The sequence below is a fragment of the Nostoc sp. KVJ3 genome (assembly GCF_026127265.1).
Taxonomy (GTDB): Bacteria; Cyanobacteriota; Cyanobacteriia; order Cyanobacteriales; family Nostocaceae; genus Nostoc.
On record NZ_WWFG01000002.1, the window covers coordinates 1405903 to 1419361 of the forward strand.

Here is a 13459-nt window from a genome sequence, read left to right on the forward strand (position 1 = left end):
AGCAATTACACATGGAGGTACGGTTACAAAAAATTCTTGCTCAATGGGGCATCGCCTCGCGTCGTGAAGCCGAAGAAATGATTAGGCAGTCACGGGTGCAGATCAATGGGGTATTGGCGCATTTGGGTCAAAAAATTGATCCCCAAAAAGATGCGATCGCTATTGATGGTAAACCTGTATCCGAAAAGCAGCGTCCGGCTTTAATATATCTATTGCTGCATAAACCTGCGGGAGTAGTTTCGACTTGCTACGACCCTCACCGAAGAACAACAGTCCTGGATTTACTACCGAAAGAATTACGGGAGGGTTCAGGTATTCACCCAGTTGGGCGTTTAGATGCAGACTCTACAGGAGCATTAATCCTGACTAACGACGGAAATCTGACATTTGGACTAACCCATCCCCGCCACAGTATTTCCAAGACATATCATGTTTTGGTCAAAGGACACCCCCCAGAAGCAATACTCCAAAAGTGGCGACAGGGTGTGATGTTGGAGGGAAGAAAAACCAGGGCGGCTAAGGTAAATCTAATAGAACGTCGTGCCGAGCAAAGCTTTTTAGAAATAGTATTGCAGGAGGGAAGAAATCGCCAAATTCGCCGGATAGCCCAACAGTTAGGATACCCAGTAATTCAGCTGCATCGGACTGCAATCGGCCCAATTCAATTACAAACTCCCAAAGAACCCTTATTGTCAGAGGGTAAATATCGTTCCCTAAACGAGCATGAAATTCACTTTTTGCAAGATCAGATAACGCAACCTAATTATTGATTCAGTGGAGTTAAGGAGTGTCAGTAGAGATGAAATGGCTAAGAAAGAAGAATAATCACCAGCCATCACTTTCATTAGAGCAACAACGGGCTGAAAAGTTGGCAGAATTGGGCGCTCAACTTTGGGCATTGCGTCAAGAACAGGGACTATCTCTAGAGCAAATGGTTGCATTAACCAGAGTTCCCCGACGATTATTACAGGCGATCGAAGAAGGCAATTTAAACGATCTGCCAGAACCAGTCTATATTCAGGGTTTGATCAGGCAATTCGCCGATGCATTAGGCTTGAATGGAGTAGAATTTTCTGCCAATTTTCCCATCAGTTCTGCACAATTAAATCCCCAAGGGATGGGGAATACTTCACCCCTGAGTCAACTTCGTCCGATTCATCTTTACTTCCTTTACATATTGCTAATAGTATGCTCAGTAAATGGCTTATCTCTGTTATTAAATAACGCCATATTGCAAGCAAGTAATAGCTCCCAGCCATATCCAAAACAAAAATCCATTGTTAAACCAGAGCCAACTCAACCACAAGAGTCACCAGAGGTTCTACCTGTCAGCGATCCCCTCAACACCGCACAACAGAAACAGCCTGTACAGATAGGCGTTACCTTGAAAGCATCATCTTGGATTCGCGTCATAGCCGATGGCAAAACTCAGTTTGAGGGTGTTCTCCCAGAGGGAACTCACCGCACTTGGAAAGCTCAAGAGCAACTGACAGTTAAAACTGATAATGCTGGTGGTGTTTTGATGAGCGTTAATCAAGAGAAAGCCAAGGAAATGGGAGAGCCAGGGAAAGAGGAAGAAGTTAGGATTGCGGCAAAACCTAAGTTTTGAAATATGGGGCATTGGGCATTGGGCATGGGGCACGGTGATTATCCTTGTCCCATGCCTCATGCCCCACTCCCTTAAGTAGTTATAGCGTTTCCAACTCTGGTGAGGTACAAAATCACCCCTCCCCAACCCTCCCCTTTGCAAGGGGAGGGTGCGCGACAGCGCGGGTGGGGTGTATTTTATGTCATTGGGAAACGCTATAAACAAAATTAATTACACAATTTCATTGCGACTGGAGCGTTCGCGGTAGCGTCTCGTAGAGATAGCGAAATGAAGCCTAAGTCCTTCGGACACGCTTCGCGAACGTGGGGGCTAGGATTGCTTCGCTCGCAATAACTGTAATTAATTCTGCATGGTTACTTATTACTGGGCTTCTGGGGCGCGTCCATTGAGCTTGGTCAGAACTTTTAAGCGATCGCCTAATTCTTCTCTCAATGCTCCTGATTGATAGCGCCACTCCCAGTTACCTACCGCAATACTGGGAAAATTCATCCGTGCTTCGTTTCCTAATCCTAAAATATCTTGTAAGGGAATAATCGCTTGGTTAGCTATAGAACTTAAAGCCAGGCGAATTAAATCCCAGTGGATACCTTCAGGACTAATACAACCTAAATAAAGCCGTAAGTTTTCCTTTTCGTAGTCATTAGCCGAATTAAACCAGCCTAAAGTTGTGTCATTATCGTGAGTACCCGTATAAACTACAGCATTTCGCGGGTAATTGAATGGTAAAAATGGATTACCGGGATCAGAACCAAAGGCAAACTGCAAAACCTTCATGCCAGGAAATTCATATTTGTCTCGCAGTGCTTCTACTTCTGGTGTAATCACTCCCAAATCTTCCGCCAAGACGGGTAGCTTGCCTAACTTTTGTCTAATCGCTTCAAAAAAAGCGTCTCCAGGCGCTTCCACCCATTCGCCATTCATAGCAGTTTCTTCACCTTTGGGTACTGACCAATAAGCCTCGAAGCCCCGGAAGTGGTCAATGCGAATTATATCTACATAATCCAGCATGGCTTCAAAGCGCTGTACCCACCACTTAAAGTCTTGTTTTTGCAGTTCTTCCCAGTTATAAACCGGATTGCCCCACAATTGACCTGTAGCGCTGAAGTAATCAGGTGGAACTCCTGCCATTTGAGCAGCAACTCCTGTTTCTTCGTCTAAACAAAAAATGTCGGGATGTGCCCACACATCAGCACTATCATGAGATACGTAAATAGGGATATCGCCAATAATGTCAATACCGCGCATATTGGCGTAGCTTTTCAAGTCTGACCACTGCCGGAAAAACTCAAATTGGACAAACTTGTAATAGAAAATATCTCCATTGAGCCGATCTTCTACTTCCACTAATGCTTCTGGTTCGCGCTTGACAAATCTTGCTTCCCATGTATGCCAGCTTGCACCATTGTGAGCATCTTTCAGCGCCATAAATAAGGCGTAGTTATCTAGCCAATAGGCTTTACTGTCGCAAAAACCTGCAAACTCTTTCTGCTGGATGGGCGTAGCATTAGCTCTAAAGTTTTCACAGGCTTTTTTGAGTAGTCCAATCTTAATTGGCACAACCTGGTCGAAATCTACCTTTTCTATCGGAAATCCTGGTAAATTAGCAAAGTCTTCTTCTGTTAGTAAACCCTCATCTCGCAGTTTTTCTGGGCTAATCAGCAGGGGATTTCCTGCCATTGCTGAGTAGCACATATACGGAGAATTGCCGTATCCAGTGGGGCCCAAGGGTAAAACTTGCCAATATTGTTGATGGCTCTCTTTGAGAAAATCAATAAAGCGATAGGCTTCTAAGCCTAAGTCTCCAACGCCAAATCGACTGGGGAAGGAAGTGGGATGTAGCAAAATGCCACTGGATCTAGGAAAAGGCATATTTAACCTGAATGATGAGAAGGAGCGATCGCATCGAATCTATCACGCCACGTTCAGCTTTGAAAGCTGTCGTTAGTGGGGAGTCGGAGATGAGGGGGAAAAATAGAATAACTAATGCCCAATGCCCCATGCCCAATTCCCAATCCCTAATTAATCCAAAATCTAAAATCTAAAATCCAAAATTCCATGTCTTACCGAAATCCTGCACCAACAGTTGATATCATCATTGAACTAGTAGATCGACCTCATCGGCCTATAGTGTTAATTGAAAGACATAATCTACCTTTAGGTTGGGCTATTCCTGGTGGTTTTGTGGATTATGGGGAAGCCGTGGAAGTGGCGGCGCGGCGAGAAGCTGAGGAAGAAACGGGTTTGCAAGTGGAGTTGGTTGAACAATTACTGGTATATTCCGATCGCGATCGCGATCCCCGTCAGCATACGATTAGCATTGTGTTTTTAGCAACAGCTTCGGGGGAACCAAAGGCTGGGGATGATGCTAAGGGTGTAGGAATTTTTGAGTCTTGGTGTGTGCCTGGTAATTTATGTTTTGACCACGATCGCATTTTGCGCGATTATTGGCGATATCGGCATTATGGGATACGTCCAAGGTTGGGGTAAGAGGGACGAACCGCCAAGAGCGCAAAGAGCGCAGAGAGAAGAGGGAAAACGAAAAGTAGAACAATTAGCAGTCAATAAATAATTAATGATAAATCGCCTAGAGAGACGGCGATAAATCGCCGTCTCTCTAACCGTCAAAATGAATTTGACAGACTATTTAGATGAATTACTCTAATTTTATGAGTATTGTATTATACAGAAATATTTTTACTTTTACGTAATCACTTATACCAAAAGCTTTGATAGCCAATGCTGAAGTATCTATCAGATAACAACATTAGCTCCAACAAAGATTAACTTTTGAGAGCGATCGCATATTCAGCACTTGAAATACCTATAATATTTTCTTCGGTGTTTTTCAGAAAAACTATGATGTCACGCTATATCATTACTGTTCCCAAATTCAGTACCAATTGAATTGCTAGGGCTAAGATGTGGTTCATCTACGACTCCAAAAGATGATAGCCTGAACACTCGCAGATATTACCCAGACACTGGTGATGTTCCGGCTGTTAAAATACGTAAATATAAGTAGTATGATCGAAGTACCCAGGTAAAAATCGTCTATTTGGTCACACAAGACCGTTGAAAGATTGTAGAAAAGTGTATTTCCTTGTGTTGATAGTGGTGCTAACCTCAATTTTAAAGATGTTATCAGCCTTTATCTGCTAGAGTTTCTGACTTTCAGCAAACTAGATAATTTATCAACAATATAAATCGCTAGGAGTGCGATGAGATGTCACAGTCCCCTATGACAAGACCAGAAATAGCTGCTGGAACTCTAATCGATAACCGTTATATTATCCAAAAACTTCTGGGACAGGGAGGATTGGGGCGAACTTACTTGGCGTTTGACACTCGGCGCTTTAATGAAGCCTGTGTTCTCAAGGAGTTTGCACCCATTGGCACAGGGGAAAGTGGACTAGAACAATATCGCAACTTATTTAAAAGAGAAGCAAAAATTCTTCATCAATTGCAACATCCTCAAATTCCCAAGTTTTTGGCTTGCTTTGAAGGAGATGGTCGGTTATTTCTGGTACAAGAGTATGTTGACGGTAAAACATATTCTAGGCTGTTGGGAGAACTTCAACGTCAAGGTAGAAACTTTTCTGAAGAAGAAGTTATCCAGTGGCTAAAGAATCTGCTACCTGTTTTAGAATATGTCCACCAGCACAATATCATCCATCGAGATATTTCTCCTGACAACATTATGTTACCCGATGGTAAACATTTACCAGTGTTAATTGATTTTGGTGTAGGTAAGCAAATTGCTGACATAAACGAGGCAAGAAGTTCTAACCACCAGGTTACTTTTGTTGGTAAAATGTCCCTTGTAGGGAAAGTGGGATATGCTCCCCGCGAACAGATTAGCTTGGGTTTATGTTCCCCATCTAGTGACCTTTATGCTTTGGGGGTAACAGCTATTGTCCTACTTACAGGTAGAGATCCATCCTTACTGATGGATCAGTACTCATTAGAATGGAACTGGCGTTATTATACCTACGTTAGCGATAGTTTTGCTCAAGTTCTTGATTGTATGTTGGCAGATAGACCTAACAAGCGATACCAAACAGCCAGGGAAGTTATCATAGATTTAGAGCGGATTGGACAACCAGAAGTGACAAAATCTCCTGCAATCATGCCGCCTGATGATTTGCCCGCTACGCTATTTAACCCTGAATTTCAGGAAATATCGCCAATATCGCAGTCATACAACCAAGCTGGAGAAACAATTTTTAGTTCACCTAGTTTACCTGGTAGTCCACAAAGTGGGCGAATTGAACAACAACAACCTTCGCTCCAACCTGGATTTATCAAACATTGTCAGCAAGAGTTAGCTTACCATATTGGGCCAATAGCAAATTTCATTATAGAAGAAATATTAGCTCAAAATCCTTACACTTCGCCTGAGCAATTTGTTGAACTAATCACCAGGGAAATTCCTGACTTTCAAGCAGCTTTTGAATTCAAGAAAAGCTTATTGTCATAAATATTTTGACCACCATTAATTTAGAGATAATTTTGAATTATTTATTAATTCTGGGGGTTTAAGTAAAGATAAACTAGTACAGTGCGGCGGAAATAAACCACCCATTCCAAATCAATGAAACCCTCATGCTGTGTTCGTTTTTAATTTTTAATTTTTAATTTTTAATTCCGCCCTGCGGTACTAGACGCTGCAAGTTTTACGAAAGTATCTAAAATCTGCCTGACAAACTTAATTACGAATTAAGTTACTCTAAGTGAGTTCGCGTACTCCTATATAGAAGCTACCCGCAGAGTCTCGTAGAAAGCGTAATTACGAATTACGTTAGCGTAGCGGGGTGAAGCCGATTACGAATTATTTTAATCCCCTGTACCTCCCTGAGTGCGTTTGATTCTTTTCATTGCCATTTCTAAACTTAACTGCATCCGTTTAAAGGCTTTAGCTAAATTACCGATTTCATCATTAGACATTTGCTCGAATTCAACCTCCATGTGTCCGGTACTGACTTCCTCGGCTATGCGAGTCATGCGTTTGAGAGGTATAACAACCTGTCGATTCAAAAACAAGTTGACTAACAAGATAGTTGCTATAAATATAGTTGATACAATTAGGATAATTAGTAAGGAAGACTGATTAGCTTTACTGATGACATTATTCGCCGGTACTGATATAATCTGAGCGCCGACAATATCATTAAGCTTCCAACCAAATCCATTAGCTGTACCATAAAGAGTAATCATACTTTGAGGCGCAGCTTCAGGTACACTATGACACTTCAGACAGCTTTCTTCTAAAATTGGTAGTGGACGAGCAATGTAAAAGATATCCCCACCAGGAAGTGAGCGAAATCCACTTACTTCTTTAAGGTCTGATTTATTTTTGAACCTTTCTACAATTTCCGTCTCAAAACCGTCAGCTTTATCTCGAAGATTTGTAGGATTGAGAGTTGCTTCTTTATAAAAGAAATCCCGGTAGTCTGGTGTTTTACGTAAAATCTCAAATACCTCCCGTGCTGAGTATGCAGGGACACTTTGCGGTAAAAACTCAGTAGCCAATTTATCAGCTAGTTCTGGATTAACTTGGGTACTGGTGTATTTACGAACAGAACTCATAGTTTGCATGAGCATGAGAGCTGTTGAGCTAATATCTTGTTTGGCATTCTCCCTGAGCAGAGAAGAAAGAGCAAATCCACTCAAGCTTAGACCGAATGTCAAAATTACTAATAACAGAATTGTAAACTTTTGTTTCAGATTCAGATTTTTTAGCATAATTACAGATTACCTACAAGTCAAATTATTATAAACAAATATGATTAAAGTCATTGTTTACTCTATCATGAACAATCTACTCTCATATTTGGTTGCAAAGGCATAGTTTAGCTAAAACTATTAGGGTATACCCAACTTTATACTATTAGTAATTTTAGTAATTATTGAGGTTAATGAAAATGTTATCTAAGTAACTAAGTCTCAAAAAGCTACAACAATAGTTCAAATAGAATTCCCAAAAATTCCTATTGTCTGTCTTGATACCGTGCCAAAATAAATACCAGCAATTGTCAAATATTACTAATGGTGTGGAATGCAGGAAAGTCTTTATTCGGGGGACGCTACATTATTGAAAGCCAACTAGGTGAAGGTGGAATTGGCATTACTTACCTTGCCAGAAATCAACGGAATGAACTGCGAGTAATTAAAACCCTCAAAGAAGAAATCCTGAACCACCCCGCCTGGATACTCCACCGAAACAAGTTACGGCAAGACTTCCGTGATGAAGCAGTTAGGCTTGCTGTATGTCACCATCCTCACATAGTACAGATAGAAACCATCTTTGATGATGGAAATTCGCCTTGCATGGTGATGGAGTACATCGAAGGCGAAGACTTAGGACAGCACCTGAGACGAGTTGGAGTGCTATCAGAATCAGAAGCGCTGCTGTACATCCGGCAAATTGGCGATGCTTTAACACTAATCCATTCTAAAGGACTGCTGCATCGGGATCTCAAACCACGGAACATTATGATCCGCATTGATAAATCAGAAGCAGTGCTGATAGATTTTGGTATTGCTAGAGAATTTATTCCTAATGTAATCCAAAGACATACAGTTTATCGTACTCCTGGTTTTGCGCCACCTGAGCAGTATGAATCAGAAGCGCTACGGGGAGAATATATTGATATCTATGCCTTAGCTGCTACTTTGTATAATTTGCTTACCGCAGTTATACCAACAAGTGCGGATGATAGACGACACAATATTAATTTAGAACCACCACAGTATTTTAATCCCAACATCAGCGATAGGGTAAATCAAGCTATTATGTGTGGCATGGATTTGGAGTCAACCTATCGTCCCCAGTCTGTGCAAGAGTGGCTGGATTTATTAGGCACTGATCCTGAGAGGACAGTAGCGCCAATAACATCTACCTTGGTGATAACGCCTAGACTAAAATTACCTCTACCTGTTGTATTAGATCGGGAGAACTGGCAATGCGTACAGACCCTTAGAGGTCATTCTAGTATGGTTCATGCGATCGCCATTAGCCCTGATGGACAATTGATTGCTAGTGGTAGCAATGACAAGACTATCAAACTTTGGCAAGTGGGTACTGGCAAGCTAGTGCGTCAACTGGGTCGTTGGTCTTATGGTCATTCTAGTATGGTTCATTCTGTCGCCTTTAGCCCAATCTCACCAAGGTTTTCTTATCAAGGAGAATCAGGCAAATCTGCGGGAATCACAGATATGAACTGGGGGGTGTTGGCTAGTGGTAGTTGGGATAATACAATCAAATTGTGGGATGTAAACACAGGGAAAGAAATTCGCACTCTCATCGGTCATACCAACTGGGTGAATTCCGTTGCTTTTAGTCCCGATGGCAAACTTCTGGTTAGTGGTAGTGCTGACTGCACAATTAAACTGTGGCAAGTAAACACTGGTATAGAAATCCAAACTCTCACAGGTCATTCTGACTCAGTTTCGTCAATAGCTTACTCTCCGAGAACAGTTACAACAACCAATAGCCAAGATAGACAGTTTGTGGCTAGTGGCAGTAATGACTACACAATTAAACTGTGGCAAGTATACACTGGCAGAAATATCTACACACTCGCAGGTCATTCTTTCTTCGTCAACTGTATCGCCTTCAGCCACGATGGAGAAATTATTGCTAGTGGCAGCGGCGACAACACTATTAAATTGTGGCAAGTATACACAGGTAGAGAAATTCGTACTCTCATTGGTCATTCTGATTCAGTTTGGTCAGTTGCCTTTAGCCAAGATAGACAATTTCTCGCTAGTGGCAGTTGGGACAAGACTATCAAACTATGGCATTTACACAGTGGGAGAGAAATCAGCACCCTTACAGGGCATTCCAACTATGTTCGATGCGTTGCTTTTAGCCCTGATGGCCAAACCCTAGTTAGCGGTAGTGATGACGACACTATTAAGATTTGGCGACGGGGGTAATTTGTAATTGGAATATTATTGCTGAGTTTGATTTGATACTTTTTACTTCAAACTAGAACTGCGATCGCCCCAATTTTGTGACAATACAGCAGATTGCGAGTTGGTGAGGTACAAAAATACCCCACCCTAACCCTCCCCTTATAAAGGGGAGGGAACTAGATTTCTTTTTCCCCCCAATACATCGGGGGGATTAAGGGGGGTAATTCACCGTAGCCCCAAGCAGTACTTCATTTACTTGCAAAGTGCTGTAAGTAGTCAGATAGAATTAACTACACAATGACTGTAAATATTTTTGTCCGACTACTTAAGAATGGCAAACGTAATTTTTGAATTAAGTAACAAAAATGGTGCTGTTTGACGGTTACAGACAGCCCCATTATATTTATGATCTCACGAATTTGTAGCAATAAGCACAAGAAAGGCGACGCAGCGCGCCGTCTTCCTTGTGCCTTACAATTACCTACGTTCAATTTTACCTACACCCAAAGGCAGACCCTTAGAAGAACCAAATCAAATGACTTGAAGGACTTCGGGGCAGGAGTTGTTTGTGGTAACTAGGGTGTGGTTGTTGGTGTCGCCGTTGGTGTCGCCGTTGGTGTCGCCGTTGGTGTCGCCGTTGGTGTCGCTGTTGGTGTCGCCATTGGTTTAGCTGTCGGTTTAGCCGTCGGTTTAGCTGTCGGTTTAGCTGTCGGTTTAGCTGTCGGTTTAGCTGTCGGTTTAGCCGTTGGTTTAGCCGTTGGTGTCGCCGTCGGTGTCGCTGCTGGCTGAGTTAATACTGTCTTTGCTTCTTCATTCAGCTTCTGGCGGAGTGCTAAATTAGCAATTCCAGTTTCTTGCAACTGATATTTCTTCTGATACTCCTTCACCACTTCTTCTGTGCGGGAACCATAAAAGTGATCGCGCGCTAGGGGAGGATTGGGCTTAACCACTGCGTTCAAATTTCTGTGCAGAATTTGAACGATGTTGGCAGCAAAATCTTGGGTTTTTGTCCCTGCTATCCCGTCAACTGGTTTGAGCTTATAACCTGTCTGAAATTCACGAATTGCCTTTTTAGTTTCCTCATCCGTCAAAGCACCACTTGTTACCTTGACGTTATAGCCTAACCCTCGCAACACAGAACGGAATTGCTGGGGCGTATAGCTACGTTGAGGGGCTGCAAAACCTGTGTCTGCAATTACCACACTAGCGCTTATCAGGCAAGTAACAGCAAAAGTTGCGCTTGATTTTCCAAATCCACACCACATATTTAAAACTCCTTTGGATTAAATCAGCAGGATTATAAATGTTAACAGCTGCATTTTAAGTTTGTTTAATAACTTTTTTCGCAATTTTTTAATGATTTTTGAATAATTTGTGATTTATTTTGGTAAAGCCTTACCAAAATCATAAAAATTGATTCATATCATCTATCAAAAGAAGTATCTTGCTCTAGCGCATACAGCAGTTATGATGTGAATCGAGTACACCCTTGGAATATTGAGTTACGTTATGAGTGCATATATATGTATCTATGTCAAGTTAAGCTTCGGTGATGGTTATTCGTGCGTACGTAAAGCTTATATTCCAAATCTCTAAAAAATGAAAGACATAAAATCTTCTCAGCAGCGGAATCTTTGGTTTGAAAGATTTATGGCAATTGCTGCCACTGTAAATTTAGGTTTAGTTTTATTTAATTTAAGTTACGTACCTTGGCGAGATTTCTACTTGCGAAAACTGCCCCAAGTTATTCAGATTTATGATCCAATAAAAGGTATTGAACCCCATCGAGACACGAAAAATTATCTAGATACGGTCAAGGTATTAGAAGAAGAAGTCAGTCAAACAGGTTTACAGTCGCCTCAAGTAAATAGCCGACTAGAGGAAATCAGGCATCTTAGTAACGAGATGATTGACAGTAACCCGTTTGCGGGAGTCAATAAGAGTGGGACTTTGGAAAAAGTCAAAAAGCGGATGCGCGATCGCATCGGCAACCAATCGGCAAAACAGTCCTTTGCCACTTTTTGGAGTCAACCCTACTTAACCCAAAAAAGCTGGGTTCAAGAAATTAATTTTTTTAACGACAGCATCCGCCCTTTGATTGCCACTAACTACTACCGCAAAATCGGCGAAAATGGTGAATTTGTCGATATTTTCTGGGAAATTGACTTCCCTTTTGGGATTTTATTTGGCTTAGAACTGCTGGGGCGTACCTTCTTCATCAAACGCCGACATCTTGGTTTAAGCTGGTTTGAAGCACTATTGTGGCGTTGGTACGACCTATTTTTACTTCTACCATTTTGGCGGTGGCTGCGAATCTTACCTGTATTAGTCCGCCTCGATCAAGCGCGATTATTGGATCTCCATCCAGTGCGAAAGCAAATTCATCAGGGCGTTGTCGCCAACTTTGCTGAAGAACTCACAGAAGTAGTAGTGGTGAGAGTCATTAATCAGATTCAGGGTTCAATTCAGCGAGGTGAGTTAACGCGCTGGTTTTCACAACAAGAAAATTTACGTCCCTACATAGATATTAATAATGTAAATGAAGTAGAAGCGATCGCCAGTCTTTTGGTAAAAACAATTGTTTACCAAGTGTTACCTGATATTCAACCTGCGATCGTGGCTATTTTGCGCCACAACATCGAAACCGTCTTCCATCAGGTTCCCGTCTACCGCAACCTCCAGAATCTCCCCGGCGTGGGACAGGCGCAAACCCAGTTAAGCGAACAACTCGCAACCCAAATCACAACTAATATTTACAAAACTTTAGTTAATGCTGTTGAAGACCCTGTTGGCGCAAAACTCACCAGTCAACTCGTAGAAAAGTTTAGCGAAGCCTTGGGCTCTGAAATGAAGGAAAAACACGTACTTTCCGAAATTCAGAGTTTACTTTTTGACTTCTTAGAGGAAATCAAAATCAACTACGTCCAGCGTTTGTCCCAAGAAGATATAGACCAAATTATCGAGCAAACCAGGCAGCTACGCACACAAGCATCAGTTTCACCAGTCGTCAAGAAAAGTACCGCTCTCCCAGAAATACGGGAAGGGTAGAGGGGGTAGAGGGCAGGGGGAGCAGGGGAAGCAGGGGAAGCAGGGGAAGAAAGAATAACGAATTAATCCCCAATGCCCAATGCCCAATCCCCAATACTCGACTATCCATTAAATGCGCTAAACTCGTATGAGGGCGAACCATAATTGATTCGTCACAAGACTTCTTGGAAGATATACCTATCGCAGGAAGTGGGTCAGTGCCCACTTTTTTTATTGAATTCTCACATGGCTCATCCTTTAATTCCACAAATTATTGATTTGGCGACACCAGTAGCAGAAGAACTGGGATTGGAAGTGGTTGGCGTGATTTTTCACACTCACCAAAGTCCACCAGTGTTGCGGGTAGATATTCGCAATCCTCAGCAAGACACCGGATTGAATGATTGTGAGAGGATGAGTCGTGCTTTAGAAGCCTCCTTAGATGCTGCGGAAATCGTTCCAGATACATACGTCTTGGAAGTCTCTAGTCCTGGTATTTCGCGGCAACTGGTAACAGACAGGGAGTTTATTTCCTTTAAAGGATTTCCTGTCATTATCTCCACAACGCCCCCCTACGACGGACAACAAGAGTGGATTGGTCAGTTGATTCGCCGGGATGAGACAACACTTTACTTAAACCAAAAAGGTCGTGTAGTTGAAATTCCCCGCTCCCTAATTACGAAGGTGCAGCTAGACGAGCGCCGATAAACAAAGGGCTAGGGCTTAGGAGTTAGAGACTAGAGCAGCTTGGCTAGAAAGGTTAGAAGCTAAGGGCTAGAGGTTATGGACTAAGGGCTAGAGGTTAGGGATTAGTGGAAAGCTGCTATTCTCTAATCCCTGGCTCTTATGCGTAATTTTCAGTCCCCAGTCCCCAGTCACCAGTCCCCACTCCCCACTCCCCACTCC

Annotated in this window: 10 protein-coding genes; 7 read left to right on the forward strand and 3 right to left on the reverse strand. The window is 42.4% G+C overall.

What is annotated here, in order from left to right:
• The first annotated feature begins 11 nt into the window (after positions 1–11).
• On the forward strand, positions 12–770 hold the full coding sequence (locus tag GTQ43_RS22080; protein WP_265274883.1) for a pseudouridine synthase: 759 nt from the start codon (positions 12–14) through the stop codon (positions 768–770).
• A gap of 29 nt (positions 771–799) precedes the next feature.
• Positions 800–1609, forward strand: a complete 810-nt coding sequence (locus tag GTQ43_RS22085; RefSeq protein WP_265274884.1) for a helix-turn-helix domain-containing protein — start codon at positions 800–802, stop codon at positions 1607–1609.
• Positions 1610–1969: 360 nt separating this feature from the next.
• On the opposite strand, the gene malQ is transcribed toward GTQ43_RS22085, so the two are convergent.
• A complete protein-coding gene (gene malQ, locus GTQ43_RS22090; RefSeq protein ID WP_265274885.1) occupies positions 1970–3478 on the reverse strand; it encodes a 4-alpha-glucanotransferase in 1509 nt (502 codons plus the stop codon).
• 186 nt (positions 3479–3664) lie between these two features.
• Between malQ and GTQ43_RS22095 the strand changes: the two genes are divergently transcribed.
• Both GTQ43_RS22095 and GTQ43_RS22100 read left to right on the forward strand, forming a co-directional pair.
• Positions 3665–4096, forward strand: a complete 432-nt coding sequence (locus GTQ43_RS22095; protein ID WP_265274887.1) for an NUDIX hydrolase — start codon at positions 3665–3667, stop codon at positions 4094–4096.
• Between the two features lie 736 nt (positions 4097–4832).
• Positions 4833–6086 (forward strand): serine/threonine-protein kinase, encoded by a 1254-nt coding sequence (locus GTQ43_RS22100; RefSeq protein WP_265274888.1) that lies wholly within the window; start codon positions 4833–4835, stop codon positions 6084–6086.
• Positions 6087–6442: 356 nt separating this feature from the next.
• Here GTQ43_RS22100 and GTQ43_RS22105 read toward each other — a convergent pair whose 3' ends face one another.
• A complete protein-coding gene (locus GTQ43_RS22105) occupies positions 6443–7351 on the reverse strand; it encodes a c-type heme family protein (protein ID WP_265274889.1) in 909 nt (302 codons plus the stop codon).
• Between the two features lie 303 nt (positions 7352–7654).
• Between GTQ43_RS22105 and GTQ43_RS22110 the strand changes: the two genes are divergently transcribed.
• Entirely contained in the window at positions 7655–9547 is a 1893-nt protein-coding gene (locus GTQ43_RS22110) for a serine/threonine-protein kinase (RefSeq protein WP_265274890.1), read from the forward strand.
• 554 nt (positions 9548–10101) lie between these two features.
• Here GTQ43_RS22110 and GTQ43_RS22115 read toward each other — a convergent pair.
• Positions 10102–10791 (reverse strand): peptidoglycan-binding protein, encoded by a 690-nt coding sequence (locus GTQ43_RS22115; RefSeq protein ID WP_265274891.1) that lies wholly within the window; start codon positions 10789–10791, stop codon positions 10102–10104.
• 334 nt (positions 10792–11125) lie between these two features.
• On the opposite strand from GTQ43_RS22115, the gene GTQ43_RS22120 reads away from it, so the two are divergent.
• Positions 11126–12574, forward strand: coding sequence for a hypothetical protein (locus GTQ43_RS22120; RefSeq protein ID WP_265274892.1), 1449 nt, complete (start codon positions 11126–11128; stop codon positions 12572–12574).
• 225 nt (positions 12575–12799) lie between these two features.
• On the forward strand, positions 12800–13261 hold the full coding sequence (gene rimP, locus GTQ43_RS22125) for a ribosome maturation factor RimP (RefSeq protein WP_265274893.1): 462 nt from the start codon (positions 12800–12802) through the stop codon (positions 13259–13261).
• The last annotated feature ends 198 nt before the right edge of the window (positions 13262–13459 follow it).

What these genes read in the sequence shown, in the direction of transcription:
- GTQ43_RS22080 (WP_265274883.1), top strand. Translation starts at nt 12, where the DNA reads ATGGAGGTACGGTTACAAAAAATTCTTGCTCAATGGGGCATCGCCTCG.
- GTQ43_RS22085 (WP_265274884.1), top strand. Translation starts at nt 800, where the DNA reads ATGAAATGGCTAAGAAAGAAGAATAATCACCAGCCATCACTTTCATTA.
- malQ (WP_265274885.1), bottom strand. Translation starts at nt 3,478, where the DNA reads ATGCCTTTTCCTAGATCCAGTGGCATTTTGCTACATCCCACTTCCTTC.
- GTQ43_RS22095 (WP_265274887.1), top strand. Translation starts at nt 3,665, where the DNA reads ATGTCTTACCGAAATCCTGCACCAACAGTTGATATCATCATTGAACTA.
- GTQ43_RS22100 (WP_265274888.1), top strand. Translation starts at nt 4,833, where the DNA reads ATGTCACAGTCCCCTATGACAAGACCAGAAATAGCTGCTGGAACTCTA.
- GTQ43_RS22105 (WP_265274889.1), bottom strand. Translation starts at nt 7,351, where the DNA reads ATGCTAAAAAATCTGAATCTGAAACAAAAGTTTACAATTCTGTTATTA.
- GTQ43_RS22110 (WP_265274890.1), top strand. Translation starts at nt 7,655, where the DNA reads ATGGTGTGGAATGCAGGAAAGTCTTTATTCGGGGGACGCTACATTATT.
- GTQ43_RS22115 (WP_265274891.1), bottom strand. Translation starts at nt 10,791, where the DNA reads ATGTGGTGTGGATTTGGAAAATCAAGCGCAACTTTTGCTGTTACTTGC.
- GTQ43_RS22120 (WP_265274892.1), top strand. Translation starts at nt 11,126, where the DNA reads ATGAAAGACATAAAATCTTCTCAGCAGCGGAATCTTTGGTTTGAAAGA.
- rimP (WP_265274893.1), top strand. Translation starts at nt 12,800, where the DNA reads ATGGCTCATCCTTTAATTCCACAAATTATTGATTTGGCGACACCAGTA.